The sequence below is a fragment of the Xanthomonas sp. WHRI 8932A genome (assembly GCF_035012785.1).
GTDB lineage: Bacteria > Pseudomonadota > Gammaproteobacteria > Xanthomonadales > Xanthomonadaceae > Xanthomonas.
In genome coordinates, this window is the sequence record NZ_JAYGQQ010000003.1 from 105,517 (window position 1) to 131,683 (window position 26,167).

The window sequence follows — 26,167 nt, forward strand, 5'->3', positions numbered from 1 at the left end:
GCGCGCTTGTCAGCGCTTGTGGTCGTTACGACTGCATGCCGTTGCTCATCAACGGCATGCGCATCTTCCTCGTGCGTGGGTTCAAGCTGACGCTGCCATCGGAAGGTTGCAGCGTTACTGACGCTGCGCAGTTGACCCCGCTATTCGATCGCGCCGGCGCGCTGCCAGGCTTGCTTGGTACTCATAGTCACGGCGTCGAATGCATGCAATGTACGACCGATTAGTCGCCGGCTAAGTACAGCGCAACGATGCCGAAATCCAATTGCAACGAATCGATCAAGCACTCCTACTGCACCACTCACGGCGTGGTCGTTTCGCTGTGCAGCTCCGCAATGCAGGGCGACACAAATAGATTGCCGCGATATGCGCCGGCCAGCGTCCTGGCCGCGACGACTGCCCAGACCACACCAAGCACGGCCACCAGGGCGACGCCGAGTAGATTGAAGAACATCAGCTGCACTAGCGCGCCAAGTTTCAAGGTGGCCACGGCGTAGACGCCAAGTGGAAAGGTAAAACCCCACCAGCCCAGATTGAACGGCACCTCGGCACGGAAATAGCGTGCGGTGATAAGCACCGACAGCAGTAGCCACCAGGCGCCGAGGCCCCAGAACAGCACGCCGCCGATCACGCCGATGCCCGCCGCGATCTGCCCGAGCTCGGCCAGCCCGTGTGCAGCGAAGATCGCCGGGGCGTCGGCGCCCATCACCAGCATGCCCAGCGCACCGGTCGCGATCGGGCCGAGCGACAACCAGCTCGATGCCGCCATGCTGGCCGGCGGCAGCTGATGCAAGGCCATGCGCAGCAGCAGGATGACCAGGATGCTCATCGCCACCGGCACCGAATACGCCCACAACGCATAGCTGGCAATCAGCACCGCGAACCGGCTGCCTGCATCGGCAAGGTGCGGAGCCAGCAGCCCGCCGCTGGCCGCCGCCACTTCGGCCGCCACCACCGGCAACAGCCACACCGCGGTCATCTGCTCGATGCGGTGCTGCTGCCGGGTGAACATCAGATACGGCACGCCCACTCCACAAGCCACGGCCATCGCCACATCCGCCCACCACAGGGCCTCGGCCAGCGGCAGCATGGCGCTGCCCCAACGTGGCATGCCGTACAGCAACAGACCGTTGATGATGGTCGCCAGGCCCATCGGGATGGTGCCCAGGAACATCGACGCGCTGGCGTGCCCGAAGATCCGTCTGGCTTCATCGAAGAACAGCACCCAACGCGCGGCATACAGCAGCGCGAAGACGACAAACAGCGCAACGTTGCACATCCACAGGCACGCGCCGATCGCCGCCAAGCCTGGAACAGGCCACGGCAGTTGCCCGAGCGCCAGGGCAAAAATGCCGGTGCCCATGGTGACGGCGAACCAGCTCGGGGTGAATTGACGGATGACCTCACGCGGGCCGGACAGTGCCTTGAAGGGGCGCAGCCACTGGGTGATTGGTAGTGCAGTGACGGTAGACATGGCGGTATGTGACGCAATGGGGAGGGCAGTGGCGACAGTGTCGAGCGCCAGTTTATAGCTGTAAAACGGGTAATATCGTTATTGAATACTTGTAAGGCAGGTAGATTGTGCGTCTGACTCTGCGGCAACTTCAGATCTTTTGCGCCATTGCCCAGCATGGCAGCACCACCAGCGCCGGACTGGTCGTGGCGTTGTCGCAGTCGGCCACCAGCGCGGCGCTCAATGAGCTGGAGCATGCGTTGGGCACGCAGTTATTCGATCGCGTAGGCAAACGCCTGGTGCTCAACGATGTCGGTACCGCGCTGCTGCCGCAGGCGCGCAAGCTGCTCGATGGCGCACACGAGATCGAAGCGGGTTTCGAACCGGGCACCACTGCCGCTAGAGGTCGCTTGAAGATCGGTTGCAGCACGACGATCGGCAATCATGTGTTGCCGCTGGTGCTGCATGCGCTACGCAAGCAGGCGCCAGCGCTGCGCGTGGATATGGAAAGTGCCAATAGCAGCGCGATCGCGCGCAAGGTGGCCAACTTCGAGTTGGACATGGGGTTGATCGAAGGGCCCTGCCATTTGCCGGAGCTGCGTGCGGAGCCCTGGTTGCTGGACGAACTGCTGGTCGTGGTCGGTCGCCGGCATGCGTTGGCCAAGCAGCCCAAGGTCGCGCTGGCCGACCTGCGCGACGCCGACTGGCTGTTGCGCGAGCCGGGCTCGGGCACGCGTGAAGAGGTCGAGCAGTTGCTGCTGCGGCATCTGCATGCGTTGTCCGATACCCGCCAGATCGGCAGCTCGGAAGCGATCAAGAACATGGTGGTGCAGGGCCTGGGTGTGAGTTGCCTGTCGCGCTGGGTTGTGGATGAGCTGATCGCAACGAAAAAGTTGAAGCCGCTGAGCGGCGGGCTGCCGCGACTGACCCGGCGGTTCTTTCTGATCGCGCATCGCGACAAGTTTTTTTCGCCGAATCTGCAGCGCTTTCACGACGCCTGCCTGCAGTTCAAGCTGGAGCGGGGCGAGCCTGCGCACCGTTAGGCATCGGCCATGCGCTGCTGCGCAATCGCGTGCGGCAATGCAGCAGGGTGATGCGCGCAGCACCGCCTGGATGTGACACAAAAGCAGCGCGGCGATGATGTGAGCGCGGTCACCTTCTGTTGCGTGCAGTGTGCGTATCGACTGCTCAACAGCCCTCGGCATCGCTTTTTCCATACAGATGCCTATACTGCCCCCCAGTATCTTGGGTCGAGGGCCGGCATGCCGCATTCGCCGCTGGAAAAGAAACGTGCGTTGGCGCGAGTACGGCGGTTGCGTGGGCAGTGCGATGCACTTGAGCGTGCGTTGCAGTCGGGCGCAGACTGCGCCCCAGTGCTACAGCAGATCGCCGCGATCCGGGGGGCAGTGAATGGGCTGATGTCGCAGGTGCTTGAAGCGCATATCCGTGAAGACTTCGGGCATGCCGCTGCGTCCGATGCACAACGCGCCGAGCGGGTACAGGACTTGCTCGGCCTGGTCCGGTCTTACCTCAAATGAACTCCCACCGGGCCGGCGCATGCCGCGCCCGTCCTCGAACATCCTCGTCAGGAGCGCTATCCCAATGAAATCCCGTGCAGCAGTCGCATTCGGACCCGGCAAGCCGCTGGAAATCGTCGAGATCGACGTCGCACCGCCGAAGGCCGGCGAAGTGCTGGTCCGCATCACCCACACCGGCGTGTGCCATACCGATGCCTTCACGCTGTCCGGCGATGACCCGGAAGGTATCTTCCCGTCGGTGCTCGGCCACGAAGGCGGCGGCATCGTCGAGCAGATCGGTGAAGGCGTGACCAGCGTCAAGGTCGGCGACCACGTGATCCCGCTGTACACGGCCGAATGCCGCAAGTGCAAATTCTGTCTGTCCGGCAAGACCAACCTGTGTCAGGCCGTGCGTGCCACTCAGGGCAAGGGCTTGATGCCGGACGGCACCACGCGCTTCTCCTACAACGGCGAGCCGATCTTCCACTACATGGGCTGCAGCACCTTCAGCGAATACACCGTGGTGCCGGAAATCTCGCTGGCGGTGGTCAATCCCGAAGCGCCGTTGGAAAAGGTCTGCCTGCTCGGCTGCGGCGTCACCACCGGCATCGGCGCGGTGCACAACACCGCCAAGGTCAAGCCGGGCGAAAGCGTGGCGGTGTTCGGCTTGGGCGGCATTGGTCTTGCGGTGATCCAGGGCGCGGTGCAGGCCAAGGCCGGGCGCATCCTGGCCATCGATACCAACCCGGGCAAGTTCGACCTGGCGCGCAGCATGGGCGCCACCGATTGCATCAATCCGAAGGACTACGACAAGCCGATCCAGGAAGTCATTGTCGAGTTGACCGACGGCGGCGTGGATTTCAGCTTCGAGTGCATCGGCAACGTCAACGTGATGCGTTCGGCGCTGGAGTGCTGCCACAAGGGCTGGGGCGAGAGCGTCATTATCGGCGTGGCCGGTGCAGGCCAGGAAATCAGTACCCGTCCGTTCCAGCTGGTGACCGGCCGAGTGTGGCGCGGCTCGGCCTTTGGTGGTGTCAAGGGACGTACGCAATTGCCGGGTATGGTGGAGCAATCGATGAAGGGCGAGATCGATCTGGACCCGTTCATCACCCACACCATGCCGCTGGAAGAGATCAACGAGGCCTTCCATCTGATGCATGAAGGCAAGTCGATCCGCACCGTGATTCATTTCTGACCGTACGGCCAGGATCGGCGCGCGGCCGCTTCCGCGCACGCAGTACCCGATACCCGGGAGGGGCATGATGACTACCGTGTCGATTCATCCGTCGGTGGACAGTGGAGTAGCGCGTGGGGCGGCCGGCGGCTTTGCAGGTGGAACCCTGCAATGCCATTGCGCCAGCGACAAGGTAACCGTGGACGTGGCGGCGCAGACCGCGCACAACCACGCTTGCGGCTGCAGTAAATGCTGGAAGCCGGAAGGGGCGACCTTTTCCGTGATCGCGGTGGCGCCGCGCGACAAGATCACGGTGACCGCACATGCGGAGAAGCTCAAGATCGTCGATGAAAGTGCAACGATCCAGCGGCATGCGTGCACTGGCTGCGGTGTGCACATGATCGGCCGCATCGAGAAAAAGGATCACGCGTTCTACGGTCTGGATTTCATCCACACCGAACTGTCGCAGCAGTCGGGCTGGTCGCCGCCGGGTTTTGCGGCGTTCGTGTCGTCCATCATCGAAACCGGTACGCCGCCGGAGCAGATGGAAGGCGTGCGCGCGCGGCTGACCGAGCTGGGCTTGCAGCCGTACGATTGCCTGTCGCCGGGATTGATGGACGCGTTGTCGGCCCAGGTGGCGCGTCAGAAGGGTCTGCTGCACTGACCCACCCGCCGCGCAGCCGGTGATGCCGGCTGCGCGGTCTTCTTTCGAAGGAATTCCATGGAACGTATCGAACACCGCGCCTGCTTCGGCGGTTGGCAGGACGTGTACCGGCATCAGTCGCAGGCCTTGGATTGCAGCATGACGGTAGGGGTGTATCTGCCGCCGCAGGCCGCCGAGGGTCCGTTGCCGGTGCTGTACTGGCTCAGTGGCCTGACCTGCACCGAACAGAACTTCATCGGCAAAGCCGGCGCGCAGCGCTATGCGGCCGAACACGGCGTGATCGTCGTGGCGCCGGACACCAGCCCGCGTGGCGACGATGTGGCCGACGCGGAGGGCTACGACATCGGCAAGGGCGCCGGTTTCTATGTCGATGCCACGCAGCAGCCGTGGGCAGCGCATTACCGCATGTACGACTATGTGGTGAACGAATTGCCGGCGTTGATCGAAGCGACATTTGCCACCACCGGTGCGCGTGCGATCAGCGGCCACTCGATGGGCGGCCATGGCGCATTGACCATCGCGCTGAAGAATCCGGGCCGCTATCGCAGCGTCTCTGCATTTTCGCCGATCGTGGCGCCGAGCCAGGTGCCGTGGGGCGAAAAGGCATTTGGGCACTATCTGGGCGACGATCGCGACAGCTGGAAGGCGTATGACGCCACCGCGCTGATCGCACAGGCGCAGGAGCGTTTGCCGCTGTTGATCGATCAGGGCGGGGCGGACGAATTTCTGGAAAACCAGCTGAAAACCTGGTTATTCGAAGACGCTGCCAAGGCGGCGGCATACCCGGTGACCGTGCGGATGCAGCCCGGGTACGACCATAGCTATTACTTCATCGCCAGCTTTATTGGCGAGCATATTGCGCATCATGCTGCGGCATTGCGTGGTTGAGTGTGCTGTTATTGCGGTTGCAAGCGACTGCTATCCGGAATGCGCTCGCCGTGGATACATGTGCACCCTGCCGCATGTGTTGCGGTCGTCACTTGCTTACGCTTGGTGCGTAGTTCCCTTCTCCCATCCGGTGAAGGTGCCCCGTAGGGGTGGATGAAGGTACGGGCCGCAGCTTGGTGCAGAAAGTGATTGCGTGAGTGGCTTCGCGCCGTACCCTCACCCCAACCCCTCTCCCGGCGGGAGAGGGGCTTTAAGCGGCACTATGCCTCTGACCGTACCTAGCGCAGTTGCTGCGCAGCGTGCCTGCCTATCTGATGTACGCCGTCAACGCACGTCGCGCATTTCCCAGTGATGGCCGGCCAGGGCCTGCATGCGCTGCTTGAACAGATCGCCGGGGATGCTGGTGGTGGCGACCAGATCGATGCGCAGATCGTCCTGCTTGCCGGTGACGGTGGCCGATGGATCGGTGATGCCCAGGCTGGGGTCCACCTCGTCCGGGTCGGCCTGCAGCTGGCGCCAGCGATCGAACCAGGCCGGGTCGCGCAGTGCGGCCTGCAACTGTTCGGCGAAGGCCTCGGCGCCGTTGGCGGTGAAGCTCACCGACGGCGCGCTGCCGCGGGCGAGCTTGGGGTCGGGCAGGCTGATCGAGTAGCTGACAGGCATGGACACACTCCGTTGAATGACGGCGGCACACTAGCCGAGGGCGGGTGAGAACGCCGTCGAAGGCCATGCGTCGTGACGCGCTTGCCTCATGCGGAAAAACGGTGCGGTTCGGCGGCGAAAGCCACCGCCAGCGCGCCCTTGCCTACGTTGACCATGCCGGTCAGGCTCATCACGCTTTCGAACAATTCCACGCCATGGCTCTGGCAGGCGGCTTGCAGTGGGGCATAGCCGGGCAGGGCATGCAGCTCGGCCAGCTCGCCGCCATAGCCCACGCACACGGTGGGTGTCATCAGGCCCTCGCGGAGCTTGCGCACGGTGAAGCCGAACAGCTTCTCGGCCGACGGCTCGAAGCCCTTGAGCTTGGCCACCGGTTCGGTGACGCCGCGATACGCGCGCAGCACCGGTTTGATATCCAGCGCGCTGCCTAGCGCCGCACCGATCAGCCCCACGCTGCGATCGCCCTTGGTGCGTGCACGTGCGCGCAGGTAATAGAGATCGCGCGGAATCATGTAGCCGTAGGTGTGCTCGGCCAACTGCTCCAGGCGGGTGCGGATCGCTGCAACACCCTGGCCTTGCTCGCGCAGGCGTACCGCTTCCACCGCGGTGATGCCCTGGCCGGCAAACAGGTTCAAGGTATCGATCACGCGCAACGCGAAGGGCGAGCTGTGACCTGCGGCCTGGCGAATCGGCTTGTAGTCGTTGAGGATCGCGAAGCTGGCCTGCATGGCGTTGTCGTAGATCTGGCTGCGCAGCTTGGAGATGGTCAGGCAGAACACGTGGTCGTAATCGATGACCAGACGCTGCAGAAACAGATCGCGGATCTGGTTGACCGAAAACGGTGTGGTCTCTGCCTCATGGCCGCGCTCGGCCACATGCGCCTGCAAAAAGCTCAGCGTGGCTTCTTCATCGCGATGATCGGCCAGCACGGCTTCGCCGATACGGACGCTAATCGGCAGCACGATCACGTTGTTGCGTTGGATGAAGTCCTGCGGCAAATCGCACGCACTGTCCACCACGATTCCGATGCGCATCGTCGCCCCCTCCGGCTGTTGCGTCGTTTCCAACTGCGAACGCTATCGCAAAACGGTCGCCGCGCGTAGTCCAGCAGTCGGGCCGGCCATGCCGGGAGGCGGCCAGCGGCACCAAAATCTGTCTATCGAAGGGCGATTCTTCACGATGCCCGCGTTATCTGCGCGTCGGGCGTGTGGTGACTATGCAGATGGACACGGCATGGTCGGTCCAGGTGGATTGGCAGCGACAGCGCCTCGCACGCAGGAACAACGAGACGGCAGCGTCCGACCAGTGCAGCCTCCGGCCACCGGCGTCCACACGACGACACGGGCATGTGGCTCTGCACCATTTGCGTGCGGTGCCAGGCCACGTACCTGAGCGGTACATGCCGTACCGACAGGAAGTTGGGAGCGAACTGAGGACCAGGGCACGCTCGGCGTGCAAGGTAGCGCCCGCTATCGCGCTTGGCACGGCTGTCCTGCCGGAATCGCTATAGCTCCTGCCGCAGTGCCGCTGCTAGGGTCGGCCGCAACCGCTGCAGGGCGGGTCCCGGGAGCGCCGCACTGGCGCCGCCGCGCTGAACACCATGGAGAGTCCACATGCACACCACCCCATCCAACACCCTCACACAAACCGGTGCGCAGGCGCCCACCACACGGCGGCGCGCATCGCGCTGGTGGAAGGCCGCGCTGGCGATCGGCCTGGTGGCGCTGGCACCGGCAGCACTGGCCGGGCCGTACAAGATCTTTGGCAATCACTATGCGTGGGTCAATAATTTCAACGATCCCAACAACATCATCCAGGGCACCTTCGGCACCGGTAGCACGCCGGAGCTCACCGTCACCTTCAACTTCGCCGACTACAACCTGTATGGATATCCGGCGATCGTGCGCGGCTGGCACTACGACTGGAATCCGACCAGCGACAAGCTGTTTCCCAAGCAGATTTCCTCGATCAACTCGTTTCCGTTCAAGTTCAACTACAGCGCCGGCGGCACCAATCTGGCAGGCGATTTTGCCTACGACATCTTCTTCCGCTGGGATACCGCCAAGGGCAACCCGCAGCTGGAAGTGATGATCTGGGGCGACCATAACTCCTGGCCGATCGGCACGGTGACCGCCACCAAGGTGATCACTGCAGGCGGGCGCACGTTCGATCTGTGGGAGGGTTTCAACTCCGGTGCCGGCTACTACGTCTACACCTTCATCCCGACCGGCACCGCCGGCCAGCCGACGCTCAAGACCAGCGGCAATCTCAACATCGATGCCAAGCCGTTCTTGACCTGGCTGCAGAACAACCGCTCCAAGGATGGCCGCTACAACAACAGCATGTATCTGCATGCGGCCGAAGCCGGCTTTGAAGTGGTGCGCGGCAATGGTTGGGCCAAGGTCAGCGCCACGATGGATGCCAAGTAACAGCCCCTGATGAGCGGCGCATGGACCGTCAGCGACGCGGTCGGTCCATGCAGCGGTGTGTCGTTGACGGTATGCACCGCCGCCCGCGCGCCGCTACCTGCACTGCTACTGGGTTCAGTCGCATCGCAACAATGACGTGGTCGTCTGTGCGGCGCATGCAACGCATGTGCCGCGCATCGGATGAGGCCACGGTGATCGGTCTGCAGGGATGTCCATGTCCGCGCCCCGTCAGTGCGCGGGCATCCGGTACGGCGCGAAGGCGTCGTTGCGCCGGATGCATCCACGGTCATCGCCCACCCGCTGGTGTGTTGGCAGCTGGCGAGCGTGGCCCGTCTATCCATCATCGGAGTTCACCTCATGCACGTGCACGAACGTTTCCGTTTGCCCTTGCGTCGCGGCTTACTGCTGCACGCCACCACGCTGGCCTTGGTGCTGGTTGCCTCCAGCGCCAGCGCGGCGACCGGCGAGACCAAGGTTTACGGCACGCAATACGCTTACAACAATAATTTCAACGACAGCAACAACAACATCAAGGCGACATTCGGGTCTGGCAGCACGCCCAGCCTGACGGTCTCCTACAACTTGCCCAGTGGGCAGTTGTACGGTTATCCGGCCATCTGCCGCGGTTGGCATTACACGATGAACCCGGCCACCGACAGCTATTTCCCGCATCAGGTCTCGAAGGTCGGCAGCCTGAGCGGCACGCTGGCCTTCACCACCAAGGGCAGCGGGCAGACCGGCGACTTTGCCTACGATCTGTTTTTCCGCAAGGACACCAGCAAGGGCAATCCGCAGCTGGAAGTGATGATCTGGGGCGCCAACAATTCGTACCCGCTGGGCACGTTGACCGCGTCCAATGCATTCACCTCTGGCGGCGTGACCTACGATCTGTGGGAAGGCAATAACTCGGCCGCCGGGTACTACGTCTACACCTTCATCCCACATGGCAGCGCCGGCAACAGCAACGCGCTTCCGGCCAAGGGCAACCTCAATGTGGACGTCAAGGCGTTTTTGACCAGGTTGCAGACGCTACGCGGTGGCGATGGTCGCTACAGCAGCGAGCTGTATCTGCAGGTGGTGGAAGGCGGTTTCGAGGTGACAGGCGGGATGGGGACGGTCTCGCTGACCGGCTCGATTGCGGCCAAGTAACTGCTGCGAATCTCCATCGATGCGATGTGGCGATGACGTAGTCGATGCATGCGTCGCGCGACGTGGCGTATGTGTGTGCGTCACCTGATGCGGCGCCTCAAAAGATGACACCGCCAGCTTGAGTCATGACCATCACTGCACGTGCGTGTGTGCAGTGGTGGTCATGTAGGTGCTTCCAGGGCGCAAGCGATTTAGAGCCGCTAACAAACCTGCAATGCTCACCGCCAGGCAGGCGCGGCCGACGCTCGGTGCGGCAGGTGCCATGCGTGCACTCCGGTTATGGGCGCGCCGTCCACATCCACCTGACGACTGCTCGCTGCGTTTTGTGGCCAGTCTTAGAGCAACTAAAAACGACGGTGCTCAGCGCCAGGCATGCGCGGCCAGTGCTCGGCACGGCATGTGCTCAGCATCCACTCCGGTTCTGGGCGTGCCTTACCCACCTGGCCACTGCTCGCTACGTTTTGTTGGCCGCTCCTAGAGCGCCACTAATTGGATGCTGTCGAACACCACCGCGGGGCTGAGGAAGCCGTTGTCCGGCGATCCCGATGCAAGCCCGATCTCGATGCGGTTGCTGCCGGCCTGCAGCGCCGAGGCGGGGATATCCACCTCATACAGCGTGTTGTTGCCGCGCGTGGTGCCACGGGTGATGCCGCGCGTCTTTGGTTGGTTGGGTGCGGCAGGAAGCGGGCCATTCCAGCGCGCGTTGACGGCGATCTGCGGGCGCGCGCCGACCTGCGCCAGCGGCACGAAGATACGCAGGCGATAGTTGCGGAGTTCATTGGAGGCCAAGGTGAAGTCGATGCGGCTGGGCGTGTTGATGCTGCGCCACTGCACGGCCGGAAAGCTTCCCACGCTGCTCGACCCGACGGTATAGGTGACCGGTGTCCAGCGCATGCGCGTGTCGGAAGGGTGCGCACGCGGCAACAACTCGGCATGGCGAAATCCGGCCGGCGTGCCATCGAGCACGCCGATCTGCCATTTCACCGTGCCCGGTAACGCCACCGCCTGCAAGGCCGCCTGCGCGGTGGCATTGGCGAATACTTCGACATCGCGTTGCGCCACTTCCAGTTCGCCTTGATACAGCGTCATGCGATAGCGGCCCGGCCGCACGCCGGCAATCTGGTAATCGCCGCCGCCGTTTGCAGTGGCCCAGTATTGCGCCTGCTCGTTGCGCAGGCCGATCACGGCCGGCTGGCCGGACAGCACGCCGCTGACCCGCCCGCCCACCGCACCACGCCCGCTGCCGGCCAGATAGCCGCTCAATCCCAGTGTGGCATCGACAAAGTCGGTGCTCAGCTGCGCACTGCTCGGTGCGCCGCCATCGGTAAACAACAGGCCGTACACACCCTGCAGGCCGCCGCGAAATGCTTCGGTCTGGGTATGGTCGGAATACATGTAGTTGTAGAGCTCATGCGTTACGCGGGTTTTCTGCGTGGCGATGTCCTTGAAGAACGGACCACCAGCACTGCGCTCGCGATTGCCCATCAGCATGAACACCGCAACGCCCGAGCCGCTGACGCCATGTACCTGGTCGTCGATCATGCGGCGCGCCGAATAGAACTTGGAGCTGGTGCGTCCGTCCGGCAGCAAAAACACGTCTTCGCCTTCGATCACGGTGCCGACATTGGAGTCGGGTTCCTGCTGCGCGGTGGGCAGCTTGGCGACGTTCAAGCGCGCGATGAAGCGCAGCTCGCCCACTGGCAGCAACGTCGGCGCATAGGTGGCCATATAGATCGCATTACGGCCCTTGCGTGCGATGTAGTAATGGGTCAGATCGCCGGCCTTGGCCGACACCACGATCGCCCCGCCCACGACGCGTGCCTCCACGTTGGCACTGCCCAGTCCCGAGGCGATATGCGAGCCCTTCGATTCGGTGGTCTGCAGCTCGTTGTCGCGGTAGCGCATCGACACGATGTCGCCGTTGTTGGCGTTGACCGAAAACACCAGCTCGGCGCCGGTGTCCACCACCACGCGGTCGCCGCTGCGGGTGAATCCGAAGGCGGCCATGGCAGGCGCGCTGACGCCCCCGTACAGACACAGCGCGCATGCCAGCGTGCGCAGGATGGAGTGGCGCATGTTCAGTTCCTTAGAGCAGCTAATCAACCTACGGTGCAATCGCCAGGCAGGTGCGGCCGGCGCTCGGAGCGGCATGTACCACTCGTACGCTCCAGTTCTGAGACGCACCTGACGACTGCTCGCTACGAGGTGTTAGCCGCGTTTAGTTGAGGGGAGGACGTGGCCGTGATGCCGATGCGCGATGCTAGGCGGGCTGGACCTTGGCTGCGACCGCCGAAGATGCAGAGCGTGCGCCCGGTTCAAACTTCAGCAATGAATCTAAGTGCGGGTCACGCTTGTACTGCGACCTGGAGACGGCGCGTTGCTGCATGACCGCGATGGCTGCGTTTGGTCGTAGCTGTTTCAGGGCTGCTCGGCTTGGCTCAGCGCGTCACGTGCGTTGGCGATGGCGTCAATCCATTGGTCGCGTTTGCCGATCACAAACCGGTGCTCGTCGCCGTTGTCCACCTGCACGGCCAGCGACGTCGGTGCCACTGGCAGCAGCCCGAACAGCCGTGTCCAGCGCGGTTGCAGCGACACGATCTGGCTCAGCGGAACGGTGAGCGAACGCGTTTGCACATTGAGCGCGTGCGGCTGGAACAACAGCGCGTTGGCGGTGAGGATCAGGCGTCCGCCCACCGCCTCGATCCCGCGCTGCAGATTGGCCGGTGCCTGGCGCAATACCACGCGCTGGATCGAGCGCAAGCCGCCGCCTTCAAACATCATGTCACTGGGAGGGGTCGGCGGCATCGCAAGCACGGCGCGGCTGCCAATCCCATGCACCTTGCGCGTTGGCCAGACGGACCTGCCAGTGCTGGGTGTCGTCGCTCAGACAGGTTGCGGTGGCCTGCAGTTGCGTGCCGAACCACTGCGGTGCGCTCAGTTCGGCGATACCGGTGGTGGCATCCTGGCTGAGCAGCATGCTGGTGGTGGAGATCAGCGTGCGCTTGTTGAAATCCAGGACGCGCCACTGCTCGCCGTCCATGCCGTCGACTTGTACAACGGCCAGATAGCGGCTGCGGTCCGGCGAAATCACCACCTGGGTACCGCCGGGGAGCTGCTTGCCGCTGCGGGTGTCGATCAACACGCCGGCAAAGCTGTCGCCATCACGGTGATGCAGCAACACATAGGCATCGCGGCGATCGCAATAGCGGTACTCGGCGCCATCCAGCGGCTCATCGTAGGGTGGGCTGTCGTCGAACATCTGCGTGCCCGCATCGGTTTTCACTTCCAACCGATGCGCCCCCACGCGCCGCACGCGATCGCCGGCGTCTGCGGCAATGGCGGCGGTTTCCTGCGCTGCATCGTCCAGATCTTCGCAGTGCAGCGTCAGTGCTGTGCGGGCAGGCGTCGTGGCGGCAGCAGCGATCGCCCCGGCACTCGAAGGCGCTGCAGGCGCGGTATCGCGCCCACAAGCGCTCAGCGCAAGTACGGTGGCAAGGGCGGCGCAACGGGTGATGGTCGAAACCAGAGGGGTAGGCATGGCAGTCCAGGGCGAACGGGATCAATCAACCAGCATCAATCAACCAGCATCAATCAATGAGGGGCGCTGCAGGCATTGCGCGTCGTCGAGGTCGCAACAGCGCATCGCAACCAAAGGACATCACGCCGCCGATGGCATACATCAGCACGTCGTGCAGCGTTGCGGTGTTGCCGAGCGCGATGTAGGCCGCACTGCCTGGGCGCAGGCCGAGCCGGTCGGCCAGATGGATGGCCTGCAATCCTTCGATCGCGCAACCGATGCCCACGGCCAGGAGGCAGGCCCATCCGGGCGGGCAGCCAAACACGCCACGCAGCCCGCAGTAGACCAGCGCCACGGCGAGTACATCGCCCAGGCTGCCGCGCACCCACTCACCGCCGATCCATCCGGCAGCGATCGCCACTTCGATCAGGAACAGCGCCACGCCCACCAACACGTAGCCCGCACGTGCACGGAATGACAGGTCGCTCATGGCGTTTTTGCGGCCGGCCGCTGACGGCCCATGGTGAAGGAACTGACGAGCGGAATGCGGATGCCGCGTTGGCGGTCGTTGACGGTGACCTGCACCTGCCAGCGGCCGGGCGGGTCGCTGGCCTCCGCGCGCACGCCCAGGCTGACCTGCGCCAGATAGACATGCCGCGGATCGCCCTCGATCTGCGTCTGCAGACACGGCGCATCGACGGTGTTCTGCTCGGCATGCCCGGTGGGGTCGATGACGCGGATGCTGCACACCACATCGGCGCGCCGTTGCGCATCCAGCCCCGGGTTGGACAGGAAGATCAGCACGAACAGCGTGTCGCCGGTGGCGACGTGGTCGACCTCGTTGAAGTGCGGAGCGGTGTCGCTGGGCGTGTTCCACTTCTGCTGCCAGTCCGCATCCGGGGTCAGTAGCAGGCTGGCGCCCATGTCCTGCACGGTCTTGCGGCTGGGCGATTCTGCAACCGATTCGCCCTGCGCGTTGATCCATCCCGATTGCGCCATGCCCGAGAGCGGCATCAAGCCCAGGGAGGCAGCGATGATGGATGGCATCAGGCGGCGCGGCAGGCGCATCGGCAGTCCTTGCAAATGGTGCCGGCACGCTGCCGGCGAGGGTGGATGCGCGGGCCGACGCATGCGCGGGCCTGCGCTGGCGAAACCATTGCGATACACGACACGCATCCACACAGGCGGCACGCACGTGGGGCGGTGAAATGTGCAGCAAGCGATCCCCAGTTGAGCGTGGCCGGCGCAGAAGAATCGCAGTGTACGAGGCGTCCATGTCGATTCCGAGCACCGGCCGCGCGCACCTGGCGGCCGCCCAGCTGTTGTGTTCGCTGGTCTTATTTCAAATACGCACGCGGTAGCGGTCCAGCCTGCTGCATGTAGCGGTCGCGCAGTTCGGTCTGACGCGAGCGCATCGGCATCTCGCGCCCACCCAGCCACACCTGCTCGGCGTAATGCGCCACATCCAGCGGGTCGCCGTCCCACAGCACCAGATCGGCCTGCTTGCCCACTGCGATACTGCCGATACGATCGGCCACGCCGAAGATCTCCGCAGGCACGCGGGTCAGCCCGGCCAGGCCGGATTCCCACGGCAAGCCATTGGCCACCGCATTGCCGGCCAGCTGACGCAGCTTGCGCGCGTTGTGCGAGGCATCGCCGCTCTGGGTGAAGCTGACCTCCACACCGGCGGCGCGCAGACGCGCGGCGTTTTCCAGCGTGGCGCCGATCTGATCGAAGGTCGATGGCAGATCCGCCAAGGCGTTCACCAATACCGGCACCTTGGCCTGCGCCAGTTGCGGCGCCAGCTTCCACGCTTCGGCACCACCGGCGATGGCGATGCGGACCTTCTCGCGCTGCGCCCAGCGCAACAACTGACGGATGTCGGCGGCGCGTTCCACTTGCACCACGATGCGGCCTTGCCCGGCCAGATACTTGGCCAGCACGCTGCGGCCCATCGGGGTCAGCAAGGCATGTGGCGAATCCGCCGGCACGCGGCCGCGCGCTTCGGCCACCAGCTGATCGAGCAGCATCCATTGCGCTGCACGCGAGCTGCCGGTGAGATCGGATGCTGCCGCGCCAATACGGATGAACAACGCATGCGGGCCGACCGGGTCCGGGCTGCCGTCCAGCCGCACGATGCCGCCCTGGCCGGCGATGAAGGCGCCGCTGGTGGTGGCGCCGAGCGCGGTGAAGCCGATGCCTTCCACACGCGCCACCGGCACCAGCACCGAGTCGGGGTTGTAGGCCAGGGTGACGTCGAACTCGGGGCGCATCGGTTGCTCGGCCAGCTTGAGGCCGCTGTCCACGGTGCTGTCTTCGCCGGACACTTCTTCGATACCGATCTCGGTGATGCCGCCGAACAAGGCCGGTGTCAGCGGACGTCCCTTGGCATCGACCACGCGGCCATCGGCAGGCGCGGCGAGGTTGCTGCCGATCGCGCGGATCACGCCGTTTTGCACCAGCACGTCGGTGTGTTGCAGCGTGCCCTGCGCGGTGGCGGTGTGCACGGTGGCATCGCGGATTAGCACCTGCTGTGCGACGGCAGGCAGTGCCAGCGCGGCCATGACCAGCGCGCTCAACGCGCGCAGACGCGGGCGGGCGAACCGGGCGCGGCTCATCGTGCCACCTCCTGGCCCAGCATGAAGTCCGACACCGGCTGCAGGGCGCGGTTATGCCGGTCGTAGACCTGCGCGCCGTCGATATACACCTGTTCGGCCAACGCATAGGAGCTGAAGGGATTGCCGTTCCACACCACCACATCGCCCATCTTGCCCGGCTCCAGCGCGCCGGTCTGTTGCTCGATGCCGAGCGCCTTGGCGGCGTTGCTGGTGAGCCAGCGGATGGCGCGTTCGGGCGCAATCTCGGTGCCGCTGCGGCGTGCGTTGGCGATCACCTTGGCGGCCTCCTGGTTCAAGCGCTGGATGCCTTCTTCCGAATCCGAATGCACGATGGCGCAGCTATTGGCCGGGCGGTCGACCATGGCGATGTTTTCCTGGATGCCGTCGAAGGCCTCCATCTTGAAGCCCCACCAATCGGCCCACAGCGCGCCGCAGACGTTTTCCTGCGCCAGCCGGTCGGCCAGCTTGTAGGCCTCCACGCCGTGATGGAAGGCGGCGATGTGGAAGCCGAATTCCTTGGACAGGTCGAGCATGGTCGCCATTTCGTCGGCGCGGTAGCAATGGATGTGCACGCGGATATCGCCGTTGATGGCGCCGGCCAGCGTGTCGAGTTTGAGGTCGCGCTTGCCGCCGGCATCGCCGCTGCTGTCGTTGTCGCCGCCGCTGCTCCACCAGTGGCGCTTCTTGGTGGTCTTTTCAGGCGCGTTCTTCTGCAGATACTCGGCCGCGTCAATGAACGCGGCGCGGTAGCCGGCCACATTGCCCATGCGCGTGGCGGGGCCGCCCTTTTCGCCGTAGACGCGCTTGGGGTTTTCGCCGCAGGCCATCTTCAGGCCCCACGGCGCACCGGGAAACTTCATGCCCTGGTAGGTGGTGGAAGCCACGTTCTTGAGCGTGACGCCGCGCCCGCCGATCAGATTGGCCGAGCCCGGCAGGATCTGCAGCGAGGTGATGCCGCCGGCCAGCGCGGTGCCGAAGCCCGGGTCCTGCGGCCAGATCGAGTGCTCGGCCCAGACGTTCGGGGTGACCGGTGCGGTCATCTCGTTGCCATCGCTATGCGCGCTGACGCCGGGGCTGGGATACACGCCCAGATGCGAGTGCACGTCGATGATGCCGGGGGTGACCCATTTGCCGGTGCCATCGATGCGGCGCGCGTCGGCGGGCGCTTCGAGTGCGCGGCCTACTGCGGCCACCTTGCCGTCGCGCAGCAGCACGTCGGCATCGTCCAGCCGCTGCCCGGTGCCGGTCAGTACCGTGGCGTGCTGGATCAGCACCGGACCGGACGCGAGCGCGTGGTAGGTGCTGGGGTAGGGGTCTTGCACAAACCGCGATGCCGCAGACGCAGGCCCGCACAGCAGCGCCGCGCCAAGGGCGGCGAACAGAATGGAACGCATGGATTTCCCCGGTGAAACGAAAGCGTAGGCCGCAAACCTAGCCGCCAGCGCCGTACTTGCCAAGTGCTGGAGGTCGGGGAGCGGTGGCCTCATCACATGCGCACGTGCATGCTGTGCCGTATTCGTCAGGGGGAACGTCGATGATTGCCAAAACAGAGCGCAACAAACAGGCCGATGTGGTGCTGGCCTTCTGGGAACTGGCCGGCTCCGCGCGCTGGTTCACGCATAACGATGCGTTCGATGCCAACTTTCGCCAGCACTTCAGCGAGCAGCATTTTGCCGCCGCCCGCGGCGACTACGCGGACTGGATGGCGCGTGCCGAAGACGCACTGGCGCTGTTGATTCTGCTGGATCAATTCCCGCGCAATGCGTTCCGGGGCAGTGCGCACGCCTACGCTACCGACGGGCTGGCATTGCGTTACGCCAAGCAGGCGCTCGAGCAGGGATTCGATCAACAGGTCTCGGCGCAATTACGGCTGTTTTTCTATCTGCCGTTCGGGCACGCAGAGGATCTGCAGGAGCAGGCGCGCGCCATGCAGCTGACCGCTGCATTGGACGATGCGGAAGCCACGCGCTGGGCGGCGGAGCATCAGCAGATCATCCAGCGCTTTGGCCGCTTTCCGCACCGCAATACGGTGCTGGGGCGCGAGACCACCGCCGAAGAGCAGCAGTTTCTAGATGACGGTGGGTTTGCCGGTTGAGAACCGGCGTGGCCTGTCCACGCCAAGTACGTTGAGACCGAATCTGCACCCCCTGCGCGATGCCGCAACCGGCATCGCACAGGGGGCGGCAACCGGATCAGCAGCCGCCCGGCAATCCTTCCGAGCGCCAGCCGGTGCCTTCGCCGAGCAGCAGATAGAAGCCGTAGCTTTCGTAGCCGCTTTCCGACAGTACGAAGTCGAGCGTGCCATTGCCGTCGATATCGCCGAACTGCAGCAGGTGCGTGCGCAGTGGCAGGTCCTCGCAATCGTCGCAGCCACTGGCCGCGCTGCCGCGGCGAAACTGCCAGCGGTTGCCGTCGTGTTCAAAGATCGCCAGCACGACGAGCACGCCGGTCGGGTTGTCCGGGTTGCCGGTCTTGGTCGGGTGGTTGGAGGTGAGCACCGCCACGCGCCGCTGCGGCTGCTGTGCATCGGTCACGATCTGCAATGACGCCGTGTCCTGCGCCCGGTCCGCAGCGAAGGCCGCCAGTGCTTTGGACAATTCCGCCGGCTTGACGGTCTTGCGCAACTGCGCGGTGTCGCCGGCCTGACGCAGCAACTCGGTCTGTTCGGCAGCGGTGGCGGCGCGGCCGGCGAAACGCTTGCCCGGATTCAGATCCACTGTCGACAACAGCGGCGAGTGCGACAGCGCGGGGTTGCCCTTCAAGCGCAGTTTCGAGGTGCCGCCGCACATGCTGTTGTCGTCCACGGTCAGTGCAGCAAGCCGCACGTTGGCGCTGGAAACGCCGTTATCGAAGGCCTGCAGCGGCTGGCTCAGCAGCGACTTGGGCAGGGTGGAATCTTTGGCCACGGTCTTGCCCAGCCACACCGGAATGTATTCCAGCGGATCCTCGGACGGCTGGCTGTCGTAGGTCTGTACCAGCAGCACAGCGCGGGTGGGTTCGGCGGCCTGTGCGGCCAGCGGCAACAGGGCGGCCAGGGCGAGCGTTATCAGAGAGGTTTGCATTGCGGCGGGGTCCTTGTGGGTGTTGATCCATGAAAAAACGGACGCTCCAAGGAGCGCCCGTTTCGGTATGCAGTGGTGCGTGGCGTGTCTGGCCGCGCTCAGTATTTCGCCACGCCGTTGTCCACCTCGTCCGACCAGGCGTCGATGCCGCCGGTGACGTTGTAGACGTTGCTGAAGCCCAGGCCGCGGAAATGCTCGGCCGCCTGCAGGCTGCGCCCGCCGCGATGGCACAGGAACGCCAGCGGGGTGTCCTTGGGCAGTTGCTCGATCGCCAGGCGCTCGTGCGCGTCCAGGGTGCGGAACGGTGCATTGACCGTCGCCAGTGCACGTTCGTCGGCCGGACGGACATCCACCAGGGTCAGGCTGCCGGCCTTGAGGCGGTCGTCGGCATCGCGCACCGACAGCTCCTGCACCGGCTTGGGCGCGTTGGGATTGTCGATGGCCAGGCCACGGCCACGGATGTCGTCCACCCAGTCGATGGTGATGCCGTCGGCGCGGCGCGCGCTGGCCAGGTCGAACTGCACGCGCAGGCCGTTGGATTCGGCCGCGATGGCGTTCGGGTTGGTCGGCGCCAGCTGGAAGTTCGGCTGGAAATTCGCATCGATGGCCAGCGTCAGCGACGCATCCGGGGCATCGGCCAGCGCGCCCTTGAGCATGTCCACCGCGGCCGGGGTGATGGTGATCTTCGGCGGGCTGCGATCCGGCGCCTGCAGGCCCAGCATCGTGCTCAGCTCGCCGCTGTCGGCCATCTGCAAAATGATGTCGCTGCCGCCGATCAACTCGCCATCCACGTACAGCTGCGGAATGGTGGGCCAGTCGCCGTACGCCTTGATGCCCTCGCGGATCTCCTGGTCGGCCAGCACGTTGACGTGGGCATAGTCGATGCCCAGTCCGTCCAGCACGCCGATTGCCTTGGCCGAAAAACCGCACTGCGGCATGCTGGGCTGGCCTTTCATGAAGAGCACCACGCGGCTGGATTGCAGCAGCGTATCGATACGGGAACGCAGGGCGGGGTCGAGGGACATGGCAGCACTTCGGTGAGAGCGTGGAGACTGGGCATTCTACGCCGCGTGGCATCATGCGGCATGACCACGCCGGAAACGCTGTATCGCATCCCCTCCCACCCCTACCGCTGGGTGGGCTTGTTCGCCCTCTCGCAGGTGGCGGTGGCGGTGCTGTGGTGGCATCTGGGCTGGGCCTGGGGCCTGCCTGCGCTGCTGCTGTCGCATGCGGTATTCGTGGTGCCGGTCTTCCTGCCGCGCGCACGCTTGTACTCGCCGGTGGTGGCGCGGCTGCCCGGTCACGCGCCGCAGGTCTGGCTGACCATCGACGATGGCCCGTCCGACGACACCCCGGCCATTCTCGAATTGCTCGATGCCTACGATGCCAAGGCCACCTTCTTTGTGGTCGGCGCGCGTGCCGAGCGGCGGCCGGAGCTGGTGCGCGAGATCGTGCGCCGCGGGCACGGCATCGGCAACCACAGCCATACCCATCCGCAGGCCTGGTTCTGGGCGTTGGGGCCGCGCCGTATGGCGCAGGAAATCGGTTTGGCGCAGCGCACCCTGGCCAGTATCACCGGGCAGGCGCCGCGGCTGTACCGCTCGGTGGTCGGCATGACCAACCCCTTCGTCGCCTCGCCGCTGCGTGCGCACGGGCTGACCCGCGTGGCCTGGAGCGCGCGCGGCTTCGACGGCGTGCGCTGCGAACCGGACGCCACTGTTGCGCGGATCGTGCGCGACCTGCGCCCCGGCGCGATCGTGCTGCTGCACGAAGGTGCCGCGCACGGCCATAACCTGACCATCCTGCGTGGCGTGCTGGACGCGATGCGGCTACGTGGGCTGGTGGGAATCGTGCCGATGGCCAGGGCGTCGAGCAGTTGCAACGACTCTCACAGTTCCTAGCTGACCGACATCCTCAGATTCAGCGGTGGCGGTGACGATGACCTGCCTTCGCGCAAGGGTGCGGTGGTGCGGCGCTTTTGCGGGGCGCTGCTGTTGATGCGATGGCGTTGAACCGGATCAAACGTGGCGTAGCTTCATCGGCATGGCGCTGGATCAGGCGCTGGGTGCCGCTGCTGCTGGAGTCGGGCGCGCCGCCGCTGCGGGAGGCGTGGTTGTGCTGGACGCGGGTGTGGGCGACTGGCGACCGGCCGGCATGCCGCTCGTTGCGCTTGCTCCGGTGGGTGCACGACTGCCGCCTGCCGTAGCTGCTGCAGCACTAGGCGCAGCCGCGGCAGGGCTGCGTGCGGCGGCCGCAGACGGTGCTGTCGGTGCGGTAGGTGGCGGGCGCGCCGCCGCAGGCGCGGGTGTGGCATTGGTCGGCGACGGGTTTGCCGGGCGTGGCGTGGTGCTGCCGGCGATCGCGGCGTCCATGCCGCTGCGCCGTTCGCGCTCGCCGGTGAGTTGCGCCTGCATGCGCGCAGTACGCGCCGCACTGGGGTCGGGGATGTCCGCAGAGGGATTCAAGGTGGCGCTGCGAATGCGATCCGCCTGGGCTTGCGCGGCCATCTGGTTGAGCGGCAGATAATCGCTGTGGAAGTTCAGTTCCACCGAAGAGCTCAGATCCAGATCGGTATTCATTTCTTCGGTGCGCTGCGAGCGCTGGGTGGAGACATAGCCGATGTTGTTCTCGATCTCCGCACTCGCGCCCCACGCCCCCATCCCGAATTTCCCCGAGGCCTTGACGCGGTTCTGCATGCTGAACTGGCTGCCGCGGTCTTCATTGGCGGCACTGCGCGTATCGATATGAAAGCGCATTGCGGCATTGATGCGGCCGCTGTCCACCACGATGCGCTGCATGCCCATCGCCACCATCGTGGCCAGCATCTGTTGGCGCTGGCGGGCCAGGTAACGGCGTGCCAGTGGAACCAGCTGCTCCGGGTTGGAGGCGTCCACCGATTCGTCGTCGGCCAGACCCAGCGTTGCGCGGATGTCGTCGGCCACCGGCATGCTGGCGCCGGAACGCAGGCGGAGCCGCTGTTGGTCCTGTTCGTCCGGGTCGGGCATATCGGCTGGATCCGGTGCGTCGTATTCGATCGCTTCGGGAAAATGCTCTGCCACCCACTGGCGAACCTGCGCAAGACCGAATTGGGTGCGCTCGAAACCGCTGGCCGAGGCCGAAACGGCGCCCAGCAGTTCGACGTATTGCTGCATTTGCTGGGCGTTGGAGTCGAGCATCGCGCGAAACACGCCGTTGATCAGATCGGTGACAAAGCGTGGAAACGACACCGCGTTGAGCACACCGCGCGTGGTGTCGGCAATCCGCTGCGCAGCGTCGCCGAATGCGGGTTGCTGCTCTTGCGCGCGCGCCAATACCGCCGGCGCAGTCCGAGCGATCTGTTGATCTGCGGCATGTTCCTCGGCAAGCAGATCGGCTGCCAACGCCGACACTGTCACCATGGAGCGTGCCAGCGCCTGACGGTCGTGCGGTGTCAGTGCCTGGTAGTGAGGCGCGCGTTCGAGCACCTCGCGCACGGCGGCGCGAACCCAGGGCTGTGGCGCATGCCCTGGCGGCATGCTCGATGCGGTGAGCGAGATCGGCGGCAGGATGCGGGCGGCAGGCATGACGGGGCCTCCAGGCCTAGGCCGCCGGCTGCGGAAGCGACAGCAACCAGCGCTGCGCAGCCGCCATCACTGCGCCATCTTCGGCGCGTGCGGCCTCCAGACCGAGCGGCATGGCCAGGTCTTGTGCGGCCAGCCATGCCAGCACTTGCTGACCGTTGCGCCCCTGCTCGGCGAAGGCCTGTGAGTGCGCAGTGCCGGGATTGGCAACGCCGATCAACATCCATAGCGACTGCACGCCGAAGGCCAGTTGCAGTTGGCGGTCGCGCAGCATGCCCAACGCAGCGTTGAGATTGTCCACGATCTCGCGCGCGGCCATCGCTGCCATCGCATCGGCACGCTGCGACAGAAACTCGCCCATCGTCTGCGCGGTGGCGGCCAGGGCGACGTCTTCGCGCATGTCGCGGCCATCTGCTTCGGCGACAATCGCAGTGCATAACGCCTGCATCAGACGATCGAAATGCGGTTGTTCGAAAACGCGCTGGAAGATCGCATTGCGCTCGGCTGCGCTGAGTCGTTCGCGGCGGCTGCGCCAGAACGTGGCCAGCGATTGCGTGCCAGGCCCGAGCGGCTGGGTGATCGCGCCGCTGGCAAACAGCGCGGCGATTTGCTCGGCAGCCGGCAAAACGCCAGCCTGTTCCAGCGCAGCGGCAAAATACAATGGTGCAACTGCCAGCAGGCGCGGCCGATCCTGCGCATCCGGTGCGCCGGGCGGCAGGTCGATCTCGCCCAGTTCGGCCAACGTGCGGGCCAGCGCCGCGTCGTGCACCGCCACGTTTGCCTGTGCCAAGGCCAGCGCCTGCAGCAAGGTCGCGTAGGGATGCGGCCAGGCTGCAGCGATGCGGGGTGCAGAGGGCGGGCGCATGCGGCGATTCCTCAGACGGCCGGTGCGGCGGCAGGACGACCAGCGGCCGGCGGCGGATTCGGGTTGAACGGCGTGGCATTGCCCTGGATGCTGGCGATCATGCCGGGCGAGGCCAGTTTTTCCATCGGGAAGTAATCGGATTTGAAGTTCACCCGCACCTCGCCGGTCAGTTTTGCCTTCATCTCCTGATCCGAGGACGACTCTTCGTTGACCGAGGATTGCACCGTGGTCATGTGCCGCTGCACATTGGTGTTGACGGTACCGGCAGCCCCCCAGCCCAGGTTGATGCCGGCGCCGGATTTGCGGCGGTTGTAGCTGGATTGCGTGTCGTATAACGAAGCGCCCGCGGTGCGCTGCGCAGAGTCGGAGGCACGGAAGTCGAACACCACCTTGGCATTGATCGCGCCATCGGTCACCACGATGCGGTTGATGCCCAGGATCACCATCGACGAGAGCAGCTGTTGGCGGCTGCGTGCCATCTGCAACCGCGCGCCTTGCACCAAGCGTGTTTCCTGCTCCGGGTCGGACAGGTCGGTGATGGGTTGGGCCAGCTGCATGTCGTCCTTCATCTGCGTCAGCACCGCGCCTGCCTGATCTTCGTCGCGCACGCCCACGCGCGGGCCGGTATCGCCATCGGTCTCGATGGTCAGCGCCTCCGGAAAGCGTTCCACCAGCCAGTCGCGCGCATTGTTCATGCTGATGTTGTCGGTAGCGAATTGATCCACCGTCTGCGCCACCGATTTGAGCAATTCGCCGTAGGCATTCATCTGCTGGATGGAGGCATCGACGATGGCCTGGAACACGTTCTGGATCAACCCGCCGACGAAGGCAGGAAAATCCACCGAGCCGATGTACTTCTTGAAGTTGTCGCCGCCTTGTTCCACCGAGGCGGCAGTGAAGTCGCTACCGGCAAACGTGCCGATCTTGTCGGATGCCTTGTTTTTGGCCTGGCCGACGGGGTCGGCGAGTGCGCGCGCGCTTGGCGGCGTGTCGCGCGCAAGGATGCCCCCATCGGTGGAGAGCTCCTGTTTTGCCAGTCCGTCGGGGTTGGACATGTAGGACGCAACGCGCACCATATTGCGTGCCATTTCCTGCTGCTCGGCCACTGGCAACTGGCGGAAGCCAGGCGAGGATTCCAGCAGGCGTCGCACCTGCGGCCGCACGGCCGCCAGAGTGTCGTCGTCGAGCCAGGCGGGATGACCGGAGGTTGCACTGAAACTGTCTGTGGCAAGTGCATGCATGGCAGTGGTGATCCCAGGTCATGCCGCAGGTGGAGCGGAGGGCGCAGCAGCGGTGTTACTGCCAGGGCGGTTGGTGGCCAACGATTTCACCATGCCCGGTTGCGCATTCATCTGGATCGCCGCAATCGACTCGGGATTGGCCAGTTTTTCCAGCGGCAGGTAATCGCTCTTGAAGTTCACCTCGACTTGTCCTGCCAGGCTTGCCTTGGCTTGCAGCGAAGAATCGCTCTGCAATTGCGAGGTGCTCATCATCTTGATGATTGGTTGTTCGTTGTACTTGTAGCTGCCCTTGGCGTAGTAGCTGCCATCGCGCTTGTCGCTGGAGCCGTCGGCACTCTGGCTAGAGGTGCCGCCATCGCTCTTGTAGTCGTAATCGCCTTCGTAACCGCGCGTTTTCTGCACGTTGCCGAACATATCCTTCTGATGATCCATCTTGCTGGCACTGTAGCGATAGCGGCTGTCGTCGCGCGCCTGGAAGTCGTACAGCACCTTGGCCGAGATGCGCCCGTCGGTGACCACGATGCGGTTGATGCCCAGCATCACCAGCGTGGCCAGCAACTGCTGGCGGCCGGTAGCGATCTGGGTACGTGCAGCGGGCACCAATACCGCTTCGACCAGATCGTCGTTGAGCGTAGTGACCGGTTTGTCCAGCGGCAGCGATTGATTGACGCGTGCGATGGCGGCGCGTTCGTCGACATCCTGGCGCATCACCACGCGCGGTTGCGGTGGCGCACCGGTGTCGCTGCTGCCACCGAAATCGCCGAATGCATCGTCTCCCATCTGCAGCTGAAAGATGTCCGGAAACTGTTCCACCAGATGATCGCGGCCCTGATTCTGGGTGGTGTTGTCGTCGCGAAATTGATTCAGGCTTTTGGACACGTCGGCGACCAACTTGGCATACGCCTCCATCTGCTCGATCGACGAGGTGACGATGGAGTGGAACACGCCATTGATCAGCCCCGAGACGAAGGTGGGGAAATTGACCGCTGCCATCAATGCGCCGGCCTGCTGTACGCCGGTCTTCAGGGCCTGTCCGAACTCTGGCTGTTCTTCCTGTTTCAAGGGCGTGGAATCTTCGCCAGCCATCGCGCGCACGGGCGCGCTCTGCTGTTTCAGGCGCACGCCATCAGGTTCGGCGAGATAGGCGCCGATCTGCACCAGCCCCTTCGCCAACACTGCGCGCTTGTCGGCAGGCAGCTCATGAAACGCGTCGCTGCGTTCCAGCAACTGACGTACGGCCAGGCGTGCGGCGTCGTGTGTTTCGCGGTTGCCAGGCGGTGTGGCCGTGCGCGCGCTGGATCCGGCTGCGGGAAAAATAGCACTCATGGCAACTCCTGCACGACAGGGGGGCGATGGAAAGGCGATAGGTGATG

Annotated in this window: 25 protein-coding genes and 3 other RNA genes; 12 read left to right on the forward strand and 16 right to left on the reverse strand. The window is 64.8% G+C overall.

Going from position 1 to position 26,167, the window contains the following annotated elements; all coding sequences use genetic code 11:
- Window positions 1-298: 298 nt before the first annotated feature.
- Complete coding sequence (locus VC212_RS05595; RefSeq protein WP_323514751.1) at window positions 299-1,471, reverse strand: TDT family transporter; 1,173 nt, start codon at window positions 1,469-1,471, stop codon at window positions 299-301.
- A gap of 107 nt (window positions 1,472-1,578) precedes the next feature.
- Here VC212_RS05595 and VC212_RS05600 point away from each other — a divergent pair, with 107 nt between their 5' ends.
- The 5 genes from VC212_RS05600 to fghA all read left to right on the forward strand — a co-directional run bounded on the left by VC212_RS05600 (window position 1,579) and on the right by fghA (window position 5,693).
- The gene (locus VC212_RS05600) at window positions 1,579-2,493 is read left to right on the forward strand and encodes a LysR family transcriptional regulator (RefSeq protein ID WP_323514750.1); all 915 of its coding nucleotides are present in this window, start codon (window positions 1,579-1,581) and stop codon (window positions 2,491-2,493) included.
- A 219-nt stretch (window positions 2,494-2,712) separates the two neighbouring features.
- Window positions 2,713-2,988 (forward strand): metal/formaldehyde-sensitive transcriptional repressor, encoded by a 276-nt coding sequence (locus VC212_RS05605; RefSeq protein WP_046963271.1) that lies wholly within the window; start codon window positions 2,713-2,715, stop codon window positions 2,986-2,988.
- 64 nt (window positions 2,989-3,052) lie between these two features.
- Window positions 3,053-4,162, forward strand: coding sequence for an S-(hydroxymethyl)glutathione dehydrogenase/class III alcohol dehydrogenase (locus tag VC212_RS05610; protein WP_055848253.1), 1,110 nt, complete (start codon window positions 3,053-3,055; stop codon window positions 4,160-4,162).
- A 67-nt stretch (window positions 4,163-4,229) separates the two neighbouring features.
- Complete coding sequence (gene gfa, locus VC212_RS05615; protein WP_055850259.1) at window positions 4,230-4,805, forward strand: S-(hydroxymethyl)glutathione synthase; 576 nt, start codon at window positions 4,230-4,232, stop codon at window positions 4,803-4,805.
- Between the two features lie 57 nt (window positions 4,806-4,862).
- The gene (fghA, locus tag VC212_RS05620; protein ID WP_323514749.1) at window positions 4,863-5,693 is read left to right on the forward strand and encodes an S-formylglutathione hydrolase; all 831 of its coding nucleotides are present in this window, start codon (window positions 4,863-4,865) and stop codon (window positions 5,691-5,693) included.
- 324 nt (window positions 5,694-6,017) lie between these two features.
- Here fghA and VC212_RS05625 read toward each other — a convergent pair whose 3' ends face one another.
- Both VC212_RS05625 and VC212_RS05630 read right to left on the reverse strand, forming a co-directional pair.
- A complete protein-coding gene (locus tag VC212_RS05625) occupies window positions 6,018-6,356 on the reverse strand; it encodes a hypothetical protein (RefSeq protein ID WP_055848259.1) in 339 nt (112 codons plus the stop codon).
- Window positions 6,357-6,442: 86 nt separating this feature from the next.
- Window positions 6,443-7,387 (reverse strand): DegV family protein, encoded by a 945-nt coding sequence (locus VC212_RS05630; RefSeq protein WP_323514748.1) that lies wholly within the window; start codon window positions 7,385-7,387, stop codon window positions 6,443-6,445.
- 579 nt (window positions 7,388-7,966) lie between these two features.
- Between VC212_RS05630 and VC212_RS05635 the strand changes: the two genes are divergently transcribed.
- From VC212_RS05635 to VC212_RS05650, 4 genes are all read left to right on the forward strand, one after another.
- On the forward strand, window positions 7,967-8,782 hold the full coding sequence (locus VC212_RS05635) for a cellulase (RefSeq protein WP_323514747.1): 816 nt from the start codon (window positions 7,967-7,969) through the stop codon (window positions 8,780-8,782).
- Between the two features lie 357 nt (window positions 8,783-9,139).
- Window positions 9,140-9,931 carry a cellulase gene (locus tag VC212_RS05640; RefSeq protein WP_238151853.1) on the forward strand — a complete coding sequence of 264 codons (792 nt, stop codon included), beginning with the start codon at window positions 9,140-9,142 and terminating at the stop codon, window positions 9,929-9,931.
- 255 nt (window positions 9,932-10,186) lie between these two features.
- A non-coding RNA gene (locus tag VC212_RS05645) (sX9 sRNA) lies at window positions 10,187-10,262 on the forward strand.
- 66 nt (window positions 10,263-10,328) lie between these two features.
- Window positions 10,329-10,401, forward strand: a non-coding RNA gene (locus VC212_RS05650) — sX9 sRNA.
- Window positions 10,402-10,405: 4 nt separating this feature from the next.
- On the opposite strand, the gene VC212_RS05655 is transcribed toward VC212_RS05650, so the two are convergent.
- Complete coding sequence (locus VC212_RS05655) at window positions 10,406-12,007, reverse strand: rhamnogalacturonan lyase B N-terminal domain-containing protein (RefSeq protein ID WP_323514746.1); 1,602 nt, start codon at window positions 12,005-12,007, stop codon at window positions 10,406-10,408.
- 73 nt (window positions 12,008-12,080) lie between these two features.
- On the opposite strand from VC212_RS05655, the gene VC212_RS05660 reads away from it, so the two are divergent.
- Window positions 12,081-12,145, forward strand: a non-coding RNA gene (locus VC212_RS05660) — sX9 sRNA.
- 204 nt (window positions 12,146-12,349) lie between these two features.
- Here the strand turns inward: VC212_RS05660 and VC212_RS05665 are convergent.
- From VC212_RS05665 to VC212_RS05690, 6 genes are all read right to left on the reverse strand, one after another.
- On the reverse strand, window positions 12,350-12,691 hold the full coding sequence (locus VC212_RS05665) for a hypothetical protein (RefSeq protein ID WP_323514825.1): 342 nt from the start codon (window positions 12,689-12,691) through the stop codon (window positions 12,350-12,352).
- 22 nt (window positions 12,692-12,713) lie between these two features.
- The gene (locus VC212_RS05670; protein ID WP_323514745.1) at window positions 12,714-13,469 is read right to left on the reverse strand and encodes a hypothetical protein; all 756 of its coding nucleotides are present in this window, start codon (window positions 13,467-13,469) and stop codon (window positions 12,714-12,716) included.
- A gap of 49 nt (window positions 13,470-13,518) precedes the next feature.
- Window positions 13,519-13,938, reverse strand: coding sequence for a DUF2809 domain-containing protein (locus VC212_RS05675; protein ID WP_323514744.1), 420 nt, complete (start codon window positions 13,936-13,938; stop codon window positions 13,519-13,521).
- Window positions 13,935-14,516, reverse strand: a complete 582-nt coding sequence (locus VC212_RS05680) for a hypothetical protein (RefSeq protein WP_323514742.1) — start codon at window positions 14,514-14,516, stop codon at window positions 13,935-13,937. The genes VC212_RS05675 and VC212_RS05680 overlap by 4 nt, the downstream gene beginning before the upstream one ends.
- Window positions 14,517-14,785: 269 nt before the next feature.
- On the reverse strand, window positions 14,786-16,066 hold the full coding sequence (locus VC212_RS05685; RefSeq protein ID WP_323514740.1) for an amidohydrolase family protein: 1,281 nt from the start codon (window positions 16,064-16,066) through the stop codon (window positions 14,786-14,788).
- Window positions 16,063-17,460 (reverse strand): amidohydrolase, encoded by a 1,398-nt coding sequence (locus VC212_RS05690; RefSeq protein ID WP_055848281.1) that lies wholly within the window; start codon window positions 17,458-17,460, stop codon window positions 16,063-16,065. The genes VC212_RS05685 and VC212_RS05690 overlap by 4 nt, the downstream gene beginning before the upstream one ends.
- Before the next feature lie 140 nt (window positions 17,461-17,600).
- Here VC212_RS05690 and VC212_RS05695 point away from each other — a divergent pair, with 140 nt between their 5' ends.
- Window positions 17,601-18,161, forward strand: a complete 561-nt coding sequence (locus tag VC212_RS05695) for a DUF924 family protein (protein ID WP_055848284.1) — start codon at window positions 17,601-17,603, stop codon at window positions 18,159-18,161.
- A gap of 97 nt (window positions 18,162-18,258) precedes the next feature.
- On the opposite strand, the gene VC212_RS05700 is transcribed toward VC212_RS05695, so the two are convergent.
- Both VC212_RS05700 and grxD read right to left on the reverse strand, forming a co-directional pair.
- Window positions 18,259-19,128, reverse strand: coding sequence for a hypothetical protein (locus VC212_RS05700; protein WP_323514739.1), 870 nt, complete (start codon window positions 19,126-19,128; stop codon window positions 18,259-18,261).
- 98 nt (window positions 19,129-19,226) lie between these two features.
- Window positions 19,227-20,153, reverse strand: coding sequence for a Grx4 family monothiol glutaredoxin (grxD, locus tag VC212_RS05705; protein WP_055848291.1), 927 nt, complete (start codon window positions 20,151-20,153; stop codon window positions 19,227-19,229).
- 60 nt (window positions 20,154-20,213) lie between these two features.
- On the opposite strand from grxD, the gene VC212_RS05710 reads away from it, so the two are divergent.
- Complete coding sequence (locus tag VC212_RS05710; RefSeq protein WP_323514738.1) at window positions 20,214-21,029, forward strand: polysaccharide deacetylase family protein; 816 nt, start codon at window positions 20,214-20,216, stop codon at window positions 21,027-21,029.
- 153 nt (window positions 21,030-21,182) lie between these two features.
- Here the strand turns inward: VC212_RS05710 and VC212_RS05715 are convergent, their stop codons facing one another.
- The 4 genes from VC212_RS05715 to VC212_RS05730 are packed head-to-tail and all read right to left on the reverse strand — an operon-like array spanning window position 21,183 to window position 26,120.
- Window positions 21,183-22,691, reverse strand: a complete 1,509-nt coding sequence (locus VC212_RS05715; protein WP_323514737.1) for a hypothetical protein — start codon at window positions 22,689-22,691, stop codon at window positions 21,183-21,185.
- 16 nt (window positions 22,692-22,707) lie between these two features.
- Window positions 22,708-23,553: a hypothetical protein gene (locus VC212_RS05720; RefSeq protein ID WP_323514736.1), complete on the reverse strand. Its 846-nt coding sequence runs from the start codon at window positions 23,551-23,553 to the stop codon at window positions 22,708-22,710.
- 11 nt (window positions 23,554-23,564) lie between these two features.
- A complete protein-coding gene (locus VC212_RS05725; RefSeq protein ID WP_323514735.1) occupies window positions 23,565-24,794 on the reverse strand; it encodes a hypothetical protein in 1,230 nt (409 codons plus the stop codon).
- A gap of 18 nt (window positions 24,795-24,812) precedes the next feature.
- Window positions 24,813-26,120 carry a hypothetical protein gene (locus tag VC212_RS05730; RefSeq protein WP_323514734.1) on the reverse strand — a complete coding sequence of 436 codons (1,308 nt, stop codon included), beginning with the start codon at window positions 26,118-26,120 and terminating at the stop codon, window positions 24,813-24,815.
- Window positions 26,121-26,167: the final 47 nt, after the last annotated feature.